Genomic DNA, 18,634 nt, shown 5'->3' on the forward strand with positions numbered 1-18,634 from the left:
CGTTCGCGGCTAGCGGAGGCCGAGCGATCCGCTGATGATCTCGCGCTGGATCTCGTTGGTGCCGGCATAGATTGGCAGCACGAGTGAATGGCGCACGTGGCTTTCCATGTCGTATTCGGTCGCGTAACCGTAGCCGCCCATCATCTGCATGCCCTCCAGCGCGATGCGCTTGGCTACTTCGGAAGTCTTGATCTTGGCCATCGACGTCATGCGCGTCGTGACTGGGTCGGCGCCCCGTTCGAGGCGCTGGGCAACCTCATAGGTGAGTAGGCGTGCGCATTCAAGCTCGGTCGCGAGGTCGGCGATGCGATGGCGCAGCGCCTGGAACGTACCGATCGCCTTGCCGAACTGCTTGCGCTCCTTGACGTATGTGATCACGTCGTCGAGGGCGCGCTGACCAATGCCGAGACCGACCGCCGCGCCCAGCAGCCGCTCGCCGTCGAGGCCGGCCATGATCTGCGGGAAGCCGCGCCCGATCTCGCCGACTACGTTCTCGGCGGGCACGAAGCAGTCGCTAAAGAAAACGTCGTTGACCTCACGGCCACCCAGCGTCGAGATACGGCGTGTTTCAATACCTTGCGCGTTGCGCGGCACTTCGAAGACGGTCAGACCCGCGTGCGGTTTCTCGTCGCGGCTCGTTCGTGCCACCAACAAAATCCGCCCCGCCCGGTGCGCATAGGAGCACCATGTCTTTTGGCCGTTGAGAACGTAACCGTCGCCTACCGCATCCGCCCGGCAGGCGATGGCCGCGACATCCGATCCCGCACCGGGCTCGGAGATAGAGATCGACATGACCTCACCGGCTGCGATCGCGGACAGCGCCTCACGCTTTTGCTCTTCCGACCCGAATCGCTTGTAGCATCCCGCGACGGTCGTCGTCGGACCGAGCGCCTTGACGGGCGCCAGTCCCCGCCATAGCTCCTCGAACAGGATCGTCTGCTCCACATAGGTCCCACCGGAGCCGCCGTATTCCTCGGGGATCGCCACGCCCAGCCAGCCGAGCTCGGCGAGCTTCTTGTAGAGGATCGAGGACTGGTCTTCCTCGTCGGGATCGAGCAACGCCTCACGCTGTTCACGCGTGCCGCACTCGCGCGCGCAGAAGTCGCGAACCGCCTGCTGAAAATCCTGTTGTTCTACCGTGAGACTCACGCTTGCGGAAACCTTCTGTCGGGAAACAGGCCCGCGGCCACGCCGTTGCGCAACACGGCCGGCGCGCCGCCGGCTACCACGTTGGTGACGCAGTCGCGATGGATGCGCTGAATGGGGTAATCGGTGGTCACGCCGTAGCCCCCGTGCAGTTCCATGGCTTTCAGGGTGATCTGCGGACCGACCGTGGCGCCGAACAGCTTGGCCTGAGTCACCTCCGCAAGTTTGGGGAAGCGGCCTTCGATCGCGGAGGACGCCGCACGGTAGGCGAGCAGTCGCAGCGCCTCGATCTGCACCCACATGTCGGCAAGCGAGTGATACACGGCCTGAAAGTCGATGATCTGCTTGCCGAACGCCTCGCGCTGTTGGGTGTACTTGGCGGCCTCGTCATACGCCGCCTGACTGAAGCCCAGCCAAAATCCGCAATTGTGTAGGCGCTCGAGGTTGAATGCGGTCATCAACCGGGCGAACTGGCCGGGGCCGACGATGACGTTCTCGGCGGGCACCCGGACATCGCGCAAGACCATGTTGCCGTGATGGATGCCGCGATCGCCAATATAGACGGGCCCGCGTTGGACCTCCACACCGGGCATTGTGCTTTCCACGACGATGGCGCCGATCCCTTTGGCGCCCGGCACGTCGTCGAAGCGCACGAAAGTGGCGTTGAGATCGTTGACGTTCGAACCTGTCAGAAAACTCTTGGTGCCGTTGAGGATGAAGTCGTCACCATCGCGGACCGCCGTGGTGCTCAGATGTGTCAAAGCGGAACCGGCATCCGGTTCGGTGAGCGCGATGTTGCATGCCCGACGGCCGGCGACGATGTCGTGCAGATACTTTTCACGCACGGCGTCGCTGCCCAGCAGGAACATCGATGGCCCCGGACCGCTGGTGCAGAACACCGGTTCCGGCGGCAGCCAGGACTGCGCATACCGAAACAGCGCCTCCACCACTATCAGGTACTCCACCGCGCCGCCGCCCTGACCGCCGTACTCGGTGGGCATCGCGACGCCGAGAAGGCCTTCCGCGCCAACACGGTCGAAGATCTCGCGGTAGGGCGCCTCGTCCGACTCGTCCCATTCGCGGGCGTGCTCGGCGAAAGACCGGCCGAGCTTTTCGGCGCGAGCCTGTAGGTCTTGCTGCTTCGGTGTCAGGGTAAAGTCCACTTATCGGCGCTCCTGCTTGGCCACGGTCAGTCCCATCGATTCGAAGTCCCATGTCTCGGCGCTGTTTCCGGCCTCGCGCAATTTGTGTTTCAGCACTCGGCCGACACCGTTACGGGGGAGTGCGTCGAGGAAGTCGACATAGCGTGGGATCGCGAAGTACGGCAGGTGGTTCTTGAAGAAGTCGAACAGCTCCGCGGGCTCGACTGACCCGCTGACGACGATGCAGGCCTTGATGTCGTCCTCACCCAGATCGGATGGCACGGCAATTGCCGCCGACTCGACGATGAGGGGGTGCGCGTCGATCGCTTGTTCGAGTTCGAAGCTGGAGATGTTCTCCCCACGGCGGCGGAGGCTGTCTTTCTTGCGGTCGACGAACGCGAAAGCCCCACTGGGCAGGCGCCGACCGTAGTCCCCGGAGTGATACCACAGACCGCGGAACGCTTCGAGCGTCGCGGTGGGGTCGTTGAAGTAACCTTCGAACATCGCGTGCGGAGCCTGCGGGCGCAGGCAAATTTCGCCAATCGCCTCGCCGTGCAGCACATTGCCTTCGTCGTCGAGGAGCGAGACCTCAAGGTCGGGCGCCGCGATCCCGCAGCCGTCAGGGTCGCGCCGGTCCGATGAGAGTGGCGTCAATGTGGTTGGCATGCATTCGGTTTGGCCGAAGATGTCGACCCATGGGTCCACACCGAAGCGGTCGCGGAAGGCTGCCTGCATGTCGCGCGAAAGCGGCGCACACATGATGCGGGAGACTTTGTGGTCGCGGTCGGCCGGCGACGGCTCGGTTGCCAGAATCGCCGCGCCCATCGCGCCGACGGCGATCATCAGCGTTGCGCCGACTTCCTTGGCGCGCGGAAAGTAGGTGCGGGCACTGAATGTCCCTTGCAGGTAGGCCGGTATGCCGTACACCAGCGGCAGCGTCACCGTGACCAGCCGTGCACCGGCATGGAACAGGGGCAGGCCCGCAAACAGGACGTCGCCCTCGGTGACTTCCAGTGCGGCACCGATGACTTCTCCGCTTCGACAGTAGTAGCCGTGGCTGGCGACACACCCTTTCGGTAACCCGGTGGTGCCGGACGTGTAGAGGATCGACATGGTGTCAGCGGCGGTCAGCTCCACCGGCGGCGCGACGTCGCCGTGATCGAACAAACTCGCGTACGGAATCTCGTCGCCTTCGGGCTCATCGAGCATGATGACTGCCCGGAGGTCGGGCAGCTGGCTCCTCAGCGGAGCCACCGCATCGCGGCCGGCGGCGTCGGTGACCAGGATGCTCGAACGGGACTGGCGCAGCTGATGCAGCAGAAATTCGCCCTTCAGGTAGGCGTTCAACGGCACTTGAGCCGCTCCCGTCTTGGCTGCTCCGTAGAAGAGTTCGAGTAACTCGAAGCGATTGGGGGCAAGCGTGGCGATCTGCTGGCCGCGGCCAACGCCGAGTTGGGATAGCCCGGCCGCCAGCGCGTCCGACCGCCGATCCATCTCGGCGTAGGTGAATACTTTTTCGTCCATAGCGCAACAGACGCGATCGGGGGTACTCGAGGCGCGTGCGCGCAAGATGTTGCCGATGGCGTCACGAATCATTTCGGCCTCCCAACGATGGACCAGTCACCGGTAGGGCAGCGATGGTGCAGGCTCGACTCAGTTGCTCGTGCATGTTTTCCATTTTGAGGGGTACGCTGACGTTCATTTACGCGTTTCTCGACCCGATTTGAGCGGTTTGGTCGCCTAAGAACCGACTCTTCGTCCGTGCCGACCGCCCCGACTCACACGCGTCCGCGACTATTTTGAGACAGTACGTTTATAAAATTAGTCTGTCAACGGTGTCATGGCATCTGGCGTTTTCGGGCGCGCGTGGTCGGGCCTACCGAGATGGCGACAGCGGCAGATCCGGAACGCGTTCGGCGGGGTCGCGGGCGGATGTGTTGTAGGTCACCTCAGTTGCTATTGTATACGTGTTTGGTACAGCGCCGCTAAACCACCATTCGTGCTTACAATTTAACCCTGATTAAACCGGCCCACGGTTCTAGGAGCGATCATGCAGGAAGTTTGCCCCGCGCTGCCGGCGCTAGAGACTCTGCCGTTCGCTCACGACCGCGATGCGGCCTGGCACATGTTGCTGGCGCCGGGCAAAATCGCCGTGTCCGACGCCGGCGTGTACTTCCTCAGCGCCGCCGATGTCGTCGAGCAAGCGGCCACAAACCCGGGACTATTTTCTTCTCAGGGCGCGTTCGATCTGGTCGGAAGCCCTTACCCCATGGTGCCGATCGCCGTCGACCCGCCAGAGCACACCCGCTTCCGGAGAGTTCTGGACAAGTTCTTCGGCCCGCGCCGCATGGCCGAGCGCGCACCCGAGCTGCGCCAGCAGGTTGGCGAGCTGATCGATCAGATCAAGGCCTCCGGCGACAGCTGCGAGGTCATGAGCGCACTCGCCGTCCCGTTTCCCTCCCAGGTCTTCTTGACGCTTTTCGGCCTGCCGATCGACGACCGGGACCTTCTCATCGGCTGGAAGGACGCCGTTTTAGATTTCTCCGCCGCCAAAGGTTCCGCGGCATCACCGGAAACGCTGGCACGCAGCGGCGAACTGGTGAGATATCTGACGGAACACCTTGCAGATCGTCGCGACAGCGACGGCGATGATTTGTTGAGCCAATTGCTCGCCGACTCGAGCGATGGCGCACTCACCGACGAAGAAATCATCGGGCTTTGCTTTTTGTTCCTCGTCGCCGGGCTCGATACGGTCACCGCCGCAACGGGATTCGCGCTGTACGAGCTGGCCCGCAGCGCGGCGCTGCGGGCCAGGGTGATCGAAAGCGAAGAAGCGGTAGCCCACTTCATCGAAGAGGTCTTGCGAATCAACCCGCCGATCCCTTACGCGCCCCGCGTCACCACCGCCGAGGTCAACGTCGCAGGTGTGACGATTCCCGCCGGGTCAACGTGCTGGCTTGGGTTCGGAACCGCGAACCGCGACCCCGACCGGTATCCCGATGCCGACGTCATTCATCAAAGACGAAACAATCACTTCGCGTTCGGCCGAGGTCCGCACCGCTGCCTGGGTTCCCACCTGGCTCGTCTGGAACTGCGCCTCATCGTCGAGGAATGGAACCGGCGGATTCCGTCGTACTCCGTCATGCACGAGCCCGCGGTCGGGTGGCCTTGCGGGACGCTTCACTTCCGCGAGCTGCATTTGCAACTTGGCTGATCGGTTCACGTCGCCCGCCGACCAAGATCGGGTGAGGCCGGGGCGCTAGCACGGCATTCATGATGCGGTTTGCGGCCTCTTGGCCGCTGACCAATGCCCCGTTGAGGCCGGAGATGCGGTCTAAGTCTGATGCGAACTGCACGCGTGATGTCCAATCGAGGCGCTTCTGGAAATGGGCGATCCGGGCGAACCGTCCCTTATCCATGACCGGCACCGATTCGGGCCAGCGTGCGACGGCGTGTTCCTCGACGGTGTCGACGACATCTCCGTAGTAGCAGCGGGCGCGATCTATCGCGTATTCCAGGACCTCTTCATCGGTGAGAGACAGTGTGCGTTCTAGGTATTCGTGCGACAGCAGGACCGTCAGCAGGCCCTTGCCCTCCGGGGCCCGCCCGGGCGCCTTGGCGTGGTCGGCGATCACCGCGATCGTGTTCGGGTCTTCGTGCGGCGACACCATGTAGTAGGTCGCGGGATCGTTTGGCCGTTGCGATAACCCGAGACAGATGCTGCCGAGTCGCCGGTATCGAGTCGTCTCGTACAACGCTCGGTGGTTGTCGTCCATCTGTGGGTACATCGCCAGCGCATATTGCGCCTGTGTGGCGATGACGCACGCGTCGAACGACTCCGTTGCTTGCCGGCCGCCGCTCGCCGGGGTGAACGTGACCTCCACCGCCGCCCCGGTGTTCGCGACATGGTCGACCGAATGCTGGAGCCGGACACGGAGTCGCCAGGCGAGTTCTTCGGGCAGCGCGCTCACTCCGGGGCGAAGGTTGTACATCGTGCTGACGAGCATGTTGCGTATCGTCCAGAGCAGCAGCGCAATCGAGGTATCGCCGTCATCGGCCACCCAGGTGCTGCTCACCAGCGGCCTGCCGGCCCACTGCAGCAACTCATCATTGAGCCCGCGGCGGAAATATTCGCGCACTGTCTCGGTATCCAACTCCGCGACCTGGTCGTAGGAGTGGTAACCAAGGCTGCCCCTGGCCTTGAGCATGGGGCGCAACAACTTCAGGGCCTTTAGCTTGCTGCGCGTCGATAACGCACGGGTGGTCACACCGGTGCGTAGCAGCTTGCCGTAGTCGAGCAGGTGTTTGTCGCCCTGCCTGGGCATCACGCCCCATACCGGAACCTCGGTGAACAGGGGACCGAGGCCGAGTTCGTGGATCAAATCGATTGATTCACGGTAGGTGCCAAGGTAAAACGCGGCACCCAGGTCCATGATGTAGTCGCCCTTGCGGACGGTCCAGACACGCCCCCCGACCCGCTCCCGCGCTTCGAATACGGTGACGTCAAACCCGCGCTGCTGCAGTCGATACGCAGCGGTCAGCCCCGCCAGCCCGGCGCCGACGACCGCGACGGTTCCCCGGGGTTCCCTAGTCACGTCGCGGTCAGCCCAGGTTGTGGCTAGCGAGTTCCGATTGGGTGCCGGTCAGCCAGTCGTTGATGCCGGACTGCTCCTGCGCACGCTCGTCTTCTCCGATGGCGCGCAGTAGAAGCACGACCATCACGACGAACCAGCAGAAGTAGACGCAGAGCGGGACCCACCAGGCGAATATCCCGTTCCACGCCAGCGGGCCCGTCTTGAAGAAGGGGATGATCGCCGCCGGCACCCAGATCATCGAGACCCAGATGTTGAAGTAACCGGCCCAACGCGGAAAGACCGGCTTAGCGCCTTTGTCGAGCAGAATCGCGACGCCGAGTGACGCGACCTGAATGCAGGCCGACGAGATGATCCCGAGGAACATCAGCCACGCCATGTCATTGAGCATTTGGACGATTTCGGGACTCCATTCGTGGAGTCGATACAGCGCGGTCTGCCAGATCGCGAACGGCACCAAAAACTCGACGCATAACAGCCCGCCGGAGACCAGCTGCGACTCGGCAAGCACAGAACGCACGCCCTCCATGCGGCGCATCTGGGCGGCGATGACCGCGCAGAACGGCACCAGCAGCGCACAAGAGAACAGGCTGATCACCAGGCCGAGCCGGATGATATTGGTGTGCTCGCTGAACTGAGCCACAAGGGCCGCACGTGATTTGGCGGGGCTTGGCGGAGGAATGAAATGGCAAAGGAATGTGAACGCAGTCGCCCAGATGGCGATCATGACCGGACCGCACCAGACGCACAGCCGCTGCGCCGTCACGTTCATCTTGGCCATCGGTCATCCTCCTCGTTTGGGTCGAATTGCCTTGTCGCTTCTACTCGTTACGAAGTGCGTGCTGGGCGGCCAGGCGTCCCGGCCATCCGACCACCCCGCCGGTGGGGTGTGTGCCGGCACCGGTCTGGTAGAGGCCCTTGATAGGGGTGCTATAACCGCCGAGGCCATGCGCCGGGCGGTTCTTACCCAATCGGGTCAGCAGCATGTCGACGTGGAAGTACGCGCCGGCCGGGGCGGCGAAGCGTTTCTCCAGATCCTGCGGGGTTGACACGACCCGCCCGATTTCGGTCTCCAGACCACCGAGGAAACGAAGACCCGACTTCCAGATCTGTTCGGTGTAGCCGTCTTTGTTGACGTCCCACCCGTTGCTCGGATATGCCGGCACGTTCGAGTGCAGGTAGAGCACGTCGCCTTCAGCGGATGCGATCGATCGGTCCGGCGCCGACAGAATCGCCATGTAGACCGGGGGAGTGTCGACGTTGACCCCACGCTTCATCGCGTACATCTGCTCGATGTGATCCTCGAGGGTCCCGGTCATGAAGGTGGTGGTGCGGATATCCTCCCCATCACGCTTGGCCCGGGCCGCTTCGGCTTTGGGGTAACCGATGCGGCCCGCGGTGGCGACGTCGATCTTGAAGGCCGCGGCATTGACGGAGTTCGCCGGGATGAGCGAAACCTTGTTGCGCTCTTCGCGACTCAGCAGCTCCTGCGGGACAAGCTTGCCCAGGGTGACTTGTGCCGCCGCGTTCGAGACGATTCCGCGGCGGGCGCGCAGTTCGGTGCCGTCGTCGAGGAGAACCCCGCTGGCGCGTCCCGCGTCGACCAGGATTTGCTTGACTCCGTTGCCCAGTCGCACGACGCCGCCGTGGCTCTCCAACTTGCCCTTGAACGCCTCGACGAGGTTCGTCATGCCGCCGCGGGGTCGCTGAACGCCGAGGTGTCGGTGCACTCCGGCAAAGCCCAGGAAGTACACGCCCGAGCCGACGGCGTCGGCCGGGCCCACCATCGACGACCAGTAGGCCCACAGGCCGCGCATGGCGTCGGACTCGAAGGTTTCCGAGATGAGTTCGAAGACGTTGAGCGACAGCATGCTGCCGATGAAGCGCCGCGTGGCCCGGTCCGGCCGGTGCCGCAACAGATATTTGGCGAAATCAAGCTTGCCCCACGCGGAGGGGTCCTGGACCGTGAGGATGTCGATGAGGTCCATGATCCAGTCAATCGGACCCCGCAGCTCCTCGTAGGTACGCGCGTCCTTCGGGGAGAAGTACCTGATGTCTTCAAGGGTGCGGGCGAAGTCGCCCCACAGCAGCAGTGTGTCTCCGTCCTCGTTCATCCAGCCGTATGGATGCGCGAGCGGGACTGTGTCATAACCGAAGTCGGCCAGCCGCATCTCGCGGGCGAGAGGCGTCTGCGCCATGAAAAGGTCATCCATCGCGCCGATGCTCAGCTTGTGCTCCGGGGCGTCCTGCAAGTACGGATAGCTCGCCGAAAGACCGCCGAGCACGGGCAGGCGCTCGACGACACACACGGAGCGGCCTTGCTCGGCGAGCGTCGCCGCCGCACACAGACCGTTGTGCCCCGCACCTATCACGATGTAATCGAACGTTTCCATAATTGCGATCCTAGGTCAGTCTTGTGGGGCAATAAAGGCATCAGGAGAGATGCGTATGTCATTGGTGTTTGACCTGGTAGTTGCTCGCTTTCCGTAGCTAACGCATAACGATCGTTCATCATTCAGGAAGGCGAATACGCGCGCGGTCGATCCTCGGTTGTTGCACCGGAGGCTTGCGGGGGCACCAGGCGCCACTGGCCGGTTCCTATTCGGATGAGACCGTCGATCGCGATCAGACCGAGCACCATGCTCAGCGCGGCCGCCGCCATCAGCACCCCGCTGGGCTGGTCGGTGTTCGTGATCGCGAAGTAGGGCATTGCCAGCACCCAGGACGCCATGTAGGTCGCGAACGGCACGAGCACCAATAGCAATTGCCGCGCGCCGGTGAAGAACCATGAAAGACGGACGATCACCACGGCGCCGAACAGCGCTCCCAGGCTGTTGATCACCAGCCAACTCAGTGGGAAGCCTCCGACTGTGAAGGGTTGGTTGCCGTAGTAGACGTATAGCTTGGCGCCGAGCATCGGTATCTCCAGCAAGACGTTGAGCACGCCGAAGATGGCGATGCCGCCCCACATCGCCCGGCGGCTCACGCCGCGTTGGAAGGCCAAGGCCATCGCGTAGGACAGCCCGCCGAAGAAGACGACGTAGGCGAGGATCACCCACACCGGAATGGGTCTGCCGAAGGCGCTGTAGCCGTGCAGGCAGTCGATTGGGAAGAAGCAGTGGCCGAGGACGTCGACAGTCGCCTCGTTGAACGAGCAGACATAGCCGCCGAGCAGAACAAGGAGGAAGGCGGCCGATCCCGAGCGCTTCCAGAAGATCAGCGCCGCAATAACGAAGCCCGCCGCCACCACCGCGAGGATGGCAGTGATCACTGTTTGCGCGGTGGTCGGCGTGGTCATGTCCCACGGAGGCTGCGCGATCGCAAGTATTGAGGTTGTCACGGCCAGAACTCCTATCTTGCTGAACCACGCGCCGACGACGCTGCGGTCGCCGTCGGCTGTCGATGGACGTCTGGCGCATCCGCTGCCGCCACACCGGGCGGCAGGAGCCGGAATTGCCCGGTGCCCAGCCGGATCAGCGTGTCGATCCCGAGCAGGCCGAGCGCCGTGCTCACGGTCGCGGCCAGCATGCGCAGACCGTGGGGCGCGTCGGTGCCGAGCACCAGGAAAAGCGGCATGCCCACCGTCCAGGACGACATGAATGTCACGAAGGGGACGAGGAGCAACAGCAGCTGCCGCGGCCCGGTGAAGAACCACGCGAGGCGGGTGATCACCACCGCGCCCAGCAGCGACCCGAATGCGTTGAACACCAGCTGGCTGAGGGGGAACCCGCCCACCATGAACGGCTGATCCCCGTAATACAGATAAAGGTTTGACTGCAACAGTGGGATTTCCATCGCCAGGTTGAGGACGCCCCAGATTCCGATGCTGATCCACAGGGTGCGACGGGTGACCCCGCCGTTGAAGGCCGCCGACAGCACATAGGTAAGGCCGCCATAGAAGACCACATAAGCCAGGATCACCCAGACCGGGATGGATCGGTGGAACACGGTGTGACCAACCCAGCCATCGGCGGGAAAGAAGCAGTGGCAAAGGAAATCGATCAGCGGTTCATTGAATGAGCAGACGTAGCCGCCCGCCAACAGGAAGAGGAAGGTGGGCCGCTTGGTGCGATGCCAGGCGACCAACGCGGCGACGAGGAAGCCCGCCACCGCTACCGCAAGCACGACCGTGATGATCGTCTGCGGGGCGGCGGGTGTCCTTATGTCCCAGGGGGGTTGGTCCCACGCGAGGGTTGCCGTGGTCATAGCGGCTTACGTCCCCGGCGTACCGATGAGCGGTGATCGAGCAGTTTTACCGGTTGCTTTCTTGTTGGCGAACAGCGCCGAGACGCGGGCGGCCGCTTCCTTACCGCTGACCAAACCTCCGTTGAGGCCTGGGATACGGTCCAGGTCGCTGGCGAACTGCACCCTCGAACTGCGGTCAATCTTTTTGCGGAAGTCGGCGATTCGTTTGAACCGGCCCTTGTCGATGACAGGGACCGACTCCGGCCAGCGCACGATCGCATGCTGCTCCAAGTCACCGGGGATCTTGCCGTAGTAGTACTTGACCCGGTCGAGTGCATGCTCGAGCAAATAGTCGTCGTCGCGGTCGTCGGTCCGGTTGAGGTAGGCGGGCGACAACAGTACCGAGATGAGGCCCTTGCCCGCCGGCGCCCTTCCCGGCGCCTTGTTGTGGTCGGCGATGACGGCGATGGTGTCGGGATCGTCGTAGGGGGAAACCATCGAGAACGTGCCCGGATCGTTCGGCCGCGCCGAAAAACCGAGCGACACGTTGCCCAACCTGTGGTACCGGGCGGTTTCGTAGAGGTTCCGGTGGTTTTCGTCCATCTGCGGGTACATGCCCAACGCGGGTTGGGCTGTCGTCGCGATTACCGCGGCGTCGAAGGTCTGCGTCTGTTCGCCCGACGACGGCGTCATGTAGGTTACTTCGACGGCCGAACCGTTGTCGGTGACGTTGCTGACCGTGTGCTCGAGCTTGGTATCGACCAGCGTCGCCAGCTTCACCGGCAGGCCGGCCACCCCCGAAGTCAGGTTGAACACCGACTTGACGAGCATGTTGCGAACGGTCCAGTGCAGCAAGGCCACCGAAGTGTCGTGATCCTCGTGTACCCAGGTGCCACTGACCAACGGGGCGCCGACGTAGCGGGCAAGCTCCTCGTTGAGCACCCGGTGGCAGTAGTCGTAGACGGTTTCATCGTCGATCTTTGCGAGCCCGTCGTAGGTGTCGTAGCCGAGGCTTGCCCGGTGCTTGAACACGTCGGCGAACAAGCGGAGGGCTTTGATCTTGGCGGGCCAAGAGACGACCTTGGTGGTCAGGCTCGCCCGGATCGGCTTCGCCAGATTGAGGTAGTTCTGCTTGCCCTGTCGGGGCATCCCGAAAATGACCGGCGTCTCGACGAATTCGTCGGTCAGCCCGACCTCATGGATCATTGCGACCGCCTCGCGGTAGGTCCCGAGATAGACGGCGGTGCCCAGGTCCATCAGGAAGTCGCCCTTGCGCACCGTCCAGATCCGTCCGCCCACCCGGTCACGGGTCTCGAACACCGTGACGTGGAACCCCGCCTTTCTGAGCTCGTAGGCGGCCGCCATCCCGGCGATCCCGCCGCCGATCACGGCCGCGGTGCTGTGTTGCTGTGTCATTGATGCCTCCGTGGTAAGAGCTCAGGCCGGTCCGGTGCTGATTGACGCGAGATCGGGAGCTTCGGATCTGGACAGTTGAATGCGGTGGTGGGGCCGCACACCCCACCGTTCCGCCAGGCACGTTCGATGTGCGGCTTGGGCATGGGCCCGGAGTGCAAGGCGTAGAACCAGTACGGCATGTTGAAGGCGATGAAAATCGCCAACTGGGCCGCGCCGGCGATCGCGCAGAACCTCGCGAAGGTTTTGAACCCCTCGCGCTTGAATTTCAGTTTGTCGATCCCGCGCTCGGGCCAGGACCGGCCACGGTCATCGCGGAAGAAGTGCAGGCAACTCAAAATGATGAACGTCCCCGGCCAGCTGAGCGGCTCGTAGAGCGGGAACTGGTGGTCGGTGCCCGCAAACAGCGTCAGCCATGGAATGGTCGACGAGTAGCTGATCAGGCCAGTCCTGGTCATGATCAGCTCCACGACGACGTCGCCGACGATCATGACCAGATAGGTCTGGACGATGAGCCGGAAAACGCTGCGCGATGGGTCCTTCTTCCGCTGATAGGTCATGTACCGGGATCCGGCGTAACCGGACATCGCGCACATCCACAGGTAGGCGGTGAAGTACACCATGGGCACCGGAATCAACTGGCCGTTGCCCGAACTCCAACCAGGGATGTGCGACAACCAGCTGCCGAAGTTGATAAACGTTGTGGCGTATTGAAATTGGTAAACGGTCCAATTAAGCCAGGGCTCTTGGAAAAACATCAACCAGCCGGCGAGGAAGAACAGGCCGTCGAAGGTGAAGCGGCCGGTGCGCAGCTTTGGCCCGATCACGAAGTGCCACAGGATCCAACCGGTGATGAAGATCCCGAAGACCACTTCGACGCACCGAACCAGTACCACATACCAGGTAGGCTCCTGGCCGCGGCCGAGTGTGTTGGGCGTGAAGTCGCCGCTGACCACCCACATCGTCCAGCAGTAGGCGATGAGGGCGAGCCACAGAAATCCGTGGACGATCCAGACCTTGGCCCATGTCCGCTGAGCTGCGACGGGGTCCGGCCCCGGCGCGTTGACCTTCGCCGGCCCCTTGGCCGTGAACGCACGTTCATCGAGCATGTGATCACGCTAACAGATTGGTCTGTCGATGAACAGATATCTATCTGTTTAGGAACAGATGGATTTACACTTCTGCTGTGACCAGTGCGAACAGGCGCCGGCCAAGAACCAATCGGCAACGGGTCGAGGAGTCGACCGTCGCACTGATTGCCTCGGCGATTCGGCTGTTCGCCCGGCAGGGCTACGAACGCACGACCGCGGCTGAGATCGGCATCAGTGCCGGCTTCAACCGCAACATGGTCCGCGACCGTTACGGCTCCAAGGAAGCCCTGCTGCAGTCGGTCTTCGAAACCTTTGCCGATCTCCTGCTCCCTGCTACGCGACGGGATCGAGGTGGCACCGGCCTCGACAGGGTGGTGAGCCAGCTCGACGACTTGCTGCGCGCGGTTGAGGGCGAACCGGAGACGATGCGCGCGATGATCGTGCTCACTTTCGAGACGCCCGCCGCGCTGCAAAACTTCGCCGGCTGGTTCGACCGTCTTATCGCCGAATACGAAGCAGAGCTCGTCGACCACCTGACCGCCGGCCAAGCGGACGGCTCGGTCAGGAACGACGTCGATCCCGCCCGCGAGGCCGAGGTGTTCGTGTCGTATGCGATCGGCCTGTGTTTCAGGTGGGCACTGCGTCGAGACGATTACGACTTTCCCGCAGAGATCAAAGCCTGGCGGGCCCGGCTCGTTGAGCGTTGCTCCAGCTGACGCCAGCCCTCGTTGAGGCCGTACGCGGGCCTGGTTTGAGCGGAGCGCGGCACCTAAGATAACGACCGTTCGCACTGACGTGATAATCAGCCGATCAGGGAGTAACTGCCATGCATGCTGGGCCGACACCTCCAGAGCACCTCGTCATGCCGCACACCGCGCAGATCGTGTACACGAGCATCTGGGGCTCGGTGGTTCTGGCGTTCGCCGTCTACGCGGCGATCCTGCTGGTGCGGCGGCGAGATCCCCTTCTCGCCCTGCTGTTGGTTGGCGGCGCGGTCGCTTATTTCAACGAACCGATCGACGACCTGCTCGGGCTGGTCTGGCATCCGCGGCCCGGCCAGTGGGTCGCACTCGATACGTTCGGGCCCGTCCCAGTCTGGGGAGTGTTCGTCTACATGGCTTTGTTCGGTGGGATCCCCTACCTGATGCTGCAAGCATTGAAACGAGGTGTCAGCGCGACACAGGTCTGGACGTGGATCGGCGTGTTCTGGCTGGCCGACATCGCGGTCGAAATTCCCGCTCTCGCATCGGGAATGTACCAATACTATGGTGATCCGCCGATGAAGGTTTTTGGCCTGCCACTGTATTGGTTTGCGATCAACATCGGCGGCCCACTCGAAACGGCGGTACTGCTCTTGGTGGCCGGCTCGTTCTTGACCGGCTGGCGGATGTTGCTGCTCGTACTGATTCCGATGGTCCTCGACGCTGCCGCGAGCGTTGGGATGGGATGGCCGATTTTCTCCGCGTTGCATGCCGAGACGAACCTATTCGTGAAATACCTTGCGGCACTTGCGACCATCGCGATGGCGGTGACATTGCTGGCGATCACGATACGGTTCGCGGCTGGCAAATCCCAGGCCATGAGCGTTCGCGGGGCCGACCAGGGTCACCGCCTCACTGTGGGCTCTGCGGTGCCCGGCTGATGCGGTTCGTGAGCATGCGACTCGGCCGGGTCTGACAACGAAGGACCTCCCGCGCCGAGAGCCGGCCTGGTAAGCCGGTCATACCGAAGCCCGGGTGCGACCCCGACCCTCCGAGGTAAAGGCCTTCGATGGGAGTGCGGTAGCCGCCCAGCCCAAGGGCGGGGCGCAGGGGACCGAGCCGGTGCGGCAGATAATCCACGTGCGATACCGTCGCGCCCAGGGTGGCGTTGACGCGCCGGGCGAGTTCGGCGGGAGATTGCACGCACCGCCCGATCTCGTATTCCGTAATGCCGTCGAAGAATTCGGCGGCCTTGGCGACGATCGCGTCGGCGGCCTTGGCGTCCAGGGTGTCCCAGGATGGCTCCGGATTTACGGGAGTGATAGGGGCATACAGGTACAGAGTGTCCTGATTGGGCGGTGCCAGCGATGGGTCGGCCTGGGTGGGCACGACCGAGAACATGTGGATGTCGTCAGGTAGTTCGCGGGCCCGCGACTGCTGCGAGGATCGCACGACCGCGTCAAGGCTGTCGGCAATGAGGACGGCGGGCAACCGCAAATCGAAGTCCTGGCGGTTCTTCTGGTGGCGCCTGAGGCCCAGCCGTCCCCGAAGTGCGATATCGACCTTGAACGCGCTGACGCCGCTCGCTGCGGTGGGTATGTGGTCCACTCTGGCCTGGGTGACCTGGTCGAGCGTTCCGTCGGGGAGGAGCCGGCCGAGTGTCTGGCGCGGGTCGCAGCTGGCGATGATCCCGGCCCGGGCGCGCAGCGTCTGGCCGGTGGCCAGGCGGACCCCGGTGGCCCGTCCGCCGGACACGATGATCTCTTCGACCGCCGCGTTCGCGATCGCGTTGCCGCCGGCGTCGGCGAGGTTGGCCAGTAACGCCTCGACGAGCGCGTAGGTGCCGCCCAACGGGCGGCGGGTCCCAAACCGGTGCGGAAAGCCCGGCGCCATTAGGGCGATCGCGCTGCCGTCGGTGTCGATGGGGCCGACGCAGGTTGCCGAGAGTTGGGCGAGCGCGCTGCACACGATCGGGTGCCGGAACCGCTCGGATATCGCTTGGGCCGCGGAGGCGACCGCCAACCACATCATGCTCGGCAGCCGGCGGGCCCGTAGGGCGGCAAGCGAAGTCACGGTCGCGACGGTGCGGAGGCCGGGCCGGTGCGGATTGGCTTTCATCAGGGGAATGGCCATGTCGAGCAGATTGTCGACGGTGCGCATCAGGTCGAGGTAGGCGTTCGCGTCGGAGCGCGAGAAGGTCTTGATCTCGTCCACCGTGCGCTGTGCGTCTCGCCAGAACGCCAGCGAGGCACCGTCGGGATGTAGGTATACATACGACGGGTCGATGTAGATGTCGCGATATCCGAAGCGGCGCAGCCCGAGCTCGTCGACCAGGCCGCCCGCAGTCAAAAAGATGTCGTCGACGGCGTAAGGGCTGATCTTGTGCTGGGGTGCCGACTCGACCAATGGCAGTGTCGTGGACTGTCCGCCGAAGGTGGAGCCGGCCTCGACGACGATGGTGTCCAAGCCGTTTCGGGCCAGCACGCACGCCGCGGTGAGCCCGTTGTGGCCGCCGCCGATAACCACCGCGTCATACTCGGCGCGCGGCATCGCGTTGGGCGCAGCAGTAGTCATCGGTTGCGGCCCGACAGGCTGCGCGTCGCGGACGCATCGGCCGAGTCCGGCAGCTGGCCGCGATCACGGAGAATCCTTCGCCTGAGTACCACCACGTTCACAATGAAGAAGCCGCTGAACACGACCACGGGGACCCAGATGCCGAACAGGCCATTCCAGGCGAATATGCCCTTCTTGAAGAAAAACAGCAGCTGATCGGGGAGCAGCGTCAGCGCCATCCAGCCATTGGCATATCCACTCCATCGGGGAAAGGCTGGATGGGGGCTCTTGTCACACAGCGAGGCGACCATGATGGCCAGCGGCATTGCCAGGTACATGCTGATCCCACCCAGAAACTGAAGCCAGGCCATGTCATTCATCAAATGAATCAGAGCCGCGTCGCGATCGGGCCGAAATGCGGCGGTCAGCCACCACACCGCCGGATAAAACGTCAGCGCCATGTTGCCGGCGGCGCCCAGCATGAAGGTGTAGGTCAAGACGCCGGGGCCTTCCTCGATGCGCGCGATGTGCCGCGCAACCACTGCCGCGAACGGAATGAATGCCAGCGCGGCAAACATCGTGATGACCATGCCGATGCGGATCCGCGTAAAGTCGCCGTGGTATAGCGCCGCAATGTGATCTGCGCCGGCCGACGGCGGCGTGGGTGGCAAGAACCCAGCCATCGCGCCCCATCCGGCGAACAACAGAACGAGATAACCGATCCCGCACCACACGCCAAACATCTCGACCTTTGACTTCGTCGACGAATCCATCCGTATCTCCTAAGTCACGTGGGGGTCGAAGCGAGGCAGTAATTTCCATTGTCAAGTCGCTTCGGGCGCACGCATTTTATGCGCGTGATGCTAGACCTATCGCCGCCAATCCGATACGGAGTTCGTCGAGAAAAGTTAACGCACGTTGATCATTCGGGGGACAACTCGCATGAGCATGGCGTGGCGGTGGCGAGGGATGGCTGTGAATCGAGCCGCACATACCGTTATATTCCGGATCATTTGGCGTCCAGCACGCAATTCCCAGGGTCCTCCGTGTGCGCTCATGCCATCGACGCGTCTACCCAGCGGGAATGGAACGGTCGTTCGGACAGTGCTCAGTTCAGGCCGACGCGGTGGTGCATTAACCGTGCTGGACAGACGGGCGGGTCGTGCCTACTGCGCGCATGGGCTACTGAGCCCACGATTTCCTGGGTTTCGGGTCCCGATCCTGTTAATTTTAAGACCTATCGTTTCTTTATATGGATGAAGTCTCAAGGGAGGGGCATTCGATGTCGATAGCCGATGTGGTCGTGGTGGGTGGCAATGTCAACTTGAAGTGGCCCCAGTGTGACGGCTAGTTTTGGCCCCCCCTTCGCGGTGCGTTGGGATTTTCTGGCGTTGAGGTGGCTAGCCCCAGAAGATGCCTGAGGGGTTGTGATCGATTTCGGTGAGCACATCGTGGATGTGCGGTGTGGGGTCGATCGTGTCGTAGCGGTGAAATTTGAGGTGTCGGTCTCGCCAGTACAGGGTCCAGGTGTTGGTGGTGGCGGTGTAGCGCAGTCGTGCGATCGGGAAACTGGTCCAGTCTGGACCGTAGTCTTCGCGCCACGGCGCTCGTCGTTCGACGATGGTGAGGTGCCGGGCAGCGACGTCGCATTCGACGCGGACTTGGTGACGCGCGTGTTCGGGCACTCTGGCCGCGCACCACTGTTGCACGCGTGCGATATCGAGTTCGGGTAGGGCCATTGGGTCACCACCGGGGCGTGTCGGTGGCGGCGGTCAGGGTGTCGTAGGCGGTGTCGAGTTGGCGTTGACGGC

General features: G+C 63.2%; 16 protein-coding genes. 3 read left to right on the forward strand and 13 right to left on the reverse strand.

All coding sequences use genetic code 11. The features are described from left to right. Positions 1-9 precede the first annotated feature (9 nt). Genes AWC19_RS16720 through AWC19_RS16730 form a run of 3 tightly spaced genes read right to left on the reverse strand, consistent with a single transcriptional unit; the run spans position 10 to position 3,884 of the window. Entirely contained in the window at positions 10-1,149 is a 1,140-nt protein-coding gene (locus tag AWC19_RS16720) for an acyl-CoA dehydrogenase family protein (protein ID WP_085079169.1), read from the reverse strand. Beyond that, positions 1,146-2,309, reverse strand: a complete 1,164-nt coding sequence (locus AWC19_RS16725; protein ID WP_085079170.1) for an acyl-CoA dehydrogenase family protein — start codon at positions 2,307-2,309, stop codon at positions 1,146-1,148. Before AWC19_RS16725 ends, AWC19_RS16720 begins: the two co-directional genes overlap by 4 nt. After that, positions 2,310-3,884 carry an AMP-binding protein gene (locus tag AWC19_RS16730; RefSeq protein ID WP_085079171.1) on the reverse strand — a complete coding sequence of 525 codons (1,575 nt, stop codon included), beginning with the start codon at positions 3,882-3,884 and terminating at the stop codon, positions 2,310-2,312. A 529-nt stretch (positions 3,885-4,413) separates the two neighbouring features. On the opposite strand from AWC19_RS16730, the gene AWC19_RS16735 reads away from it, so the two are divergent. Further along, a complete protein-coding gene (locus AWC19_RS16735) occupies positions 4,414-5,502 on the forward strand; it encodes a cytochrome P450 (protein ID WP_245849052.1) in 1,089 nt (362 codons plus the stop codon). On the opposite strand, the gene AWC19_RS16740 is transcribed toward AWC19_RS16735, so the two are convergent. From AWC19_RS16740 to AWC19_RS16770, 7 genes are all read right to left on the reverse strand, one after another. Continuing rightward, positions 5,429-6,883, reverse strand: a complete 1,455-nt coding sequence (locus AWC19_RS16740) for a protoporphyrinogen/coproporphyrinogen oxidase (protein WP_085079173.1) — start codon at positions 6,881-6,883, stop codon at positions 5,429-5,431. The genes AWC19_RS16735 and AWC19_RS16740 overlap by 74 nt on opposite strands. Positions 6,884-6,890: 7 nt before the next feature. Continuing rightward, positions 6,891-7,661: a hypothetical protein gene (locus AWC19_RS16745; RefSeq protein ID WP_085079174.1), complete on the reverse strand. Its 771-nt coding sequence runs from the start codon at positions 7,659-7,661 to the stop codon at positions 6,891-6,893. A gap of 40 nt (positions 7,662-7,701) precedes the next feature. After that, on the reverse strand, positions 7,702-9,273 hold the full coding sequence (locus AWC19_RS16750) for a phytoene desaturase family protein (protein ID WP_085079175.1): 1,572 nt from the start codon (positions 9,271-9,273) through the stop codon (positions 7,702-7,704). Between the two features lie 122 nt (positions 9,274-9,395). Then, complete coding sequence (locus AWC19_RS16755; RefSeq protein ID WP_142281254.1) at positions 9,396-10,220, reverse strand: hypothetical protein; 825 nt, start codon at positions 10,218-10,220, stop codon at positions 9,396-9,398. An 11-nt stretch (positions 10,221-10,231) separates the two neighbouring features. Beyond that, positions 10,232-11,086 (reverse strand): hypothetical protein, encoded by an 855-nt coding sequence (locus tag AWC19_RS16760; RefSeq protein WP_085079177.1) that lies wholly within the window; start codon positions 11,084-11,086, stop codon positions 10,232-10,234. 6 nt (positions 11,087-11,092) lie between these two features. Further along, complete coding sequence (locus AWC19_RS16765) at positions 11,093-12,481, reverse strand: protoporphyrinogen/coproporphyrinogen oxidase (protein ID WP_085079178.1); 1,389 nt, start codon at positions 12,479-12,481, stop codon at positions 11,093-11,095. Continuing rightward, positions 12,478-13,587: a spirocyclase AveC family protein gene (locus tag AWC19_RS16770; protein ID WP_085079179.1), complete on the reverse strand. Its 1,110-nt coding sequence runs from the start codon at positions 13,585-13,587 to the stop codon at positions 12,478-12,480. Before AWC19_RS16770 ends, AWC19_RS16765 begins: the two co-directional genes overlap by 4 nt. Before the next feature lie 77 nt (positions 13,588-13,664). Here AWC19_RS16770 and AWC19_RS16775 point away from each other — a divergent pair, with 77 nt between their 5' ends. Beyond that, on the forward strand, positions 13,665-14,285 hold the full coding sequence (locus AWC19_RS16775; protein ID WP_158090901.1) for a TetR/AcrR family transcriptional regulator: 621 nt from the start codon (positions 13,665-13,667) through the stop codon (positions 14,283-14,285). A gap of 146 nt (positions 14,286-14,431) precedes the next feature. Further along, positions 14,432-15,211, forward strand: coding sequence for a hypothetical protein (locus AWC19_RS16780; RefSeq protein ID WP_085079181.1), 780 nt, complete (start codon positions 14,432-14,434; stop codon positions 15,209-15,211). Here the strand turns inward: AWC19_RS16780 and AWC19_RS16785 are convergent. The 3 genes from AWC19_RS16785 to AWC19_RS16795 form a co-directional block, all read right to left on the reverse strand. Beyond that, on the reverse strand, positions 15,183-16,844 hold the full coding sequence (locus tag AWC19_RS16785; RefSeq protein WP_085079182.1) for a phytoene desaturase family protein: 1,662 nt from the start codon (positions 16,842-16,844) through the stop codon (positions 15,183-15,185). The two genes, AWC19_RS16780 and AWC19_RS16785, sit on opposite strands and share 29 nt — an antisense overlap. Further along, entirely contained in the window at positions 16,841-17,596 is a 756-nt protein-coding gene (locus AWC19_RS16790) for a hypothetical protein (protein WP_085079183.1), read from the reverse strand. Before AWC19_RS16790 ends, AWC19_RS16785 begins: the two co-directional genes overlap by 4 nt. A 627-nt stretch (positions 17,597-18,223) precedes the next feature. Beyond that, the gene (locus tag AWC19_RS16795; RefSeq protein ID WP_062887574.1) at positions 18,224-18,562 is read right to left on the reverse strand and encodes a DUF3024 domain-containing protein; all 339 of its coding nucleotides are present in this window, start codon (positions 18,560-18,562) and stop codon (positions 18,224-18,226) included. Positions 18,563-18,634 lie beyond the last annotated feature (72 nt).

It is taken from the genome of Mycobacterium palustre, from assembly GCF_002101785.1.
GTDB classification, from domain to species: Bacteria; Actinomycetota; Actinomycetes; order Mycobacteriales; family Mycobacteriaceae; genus Mycobacterium; species Mycobacterium palustre.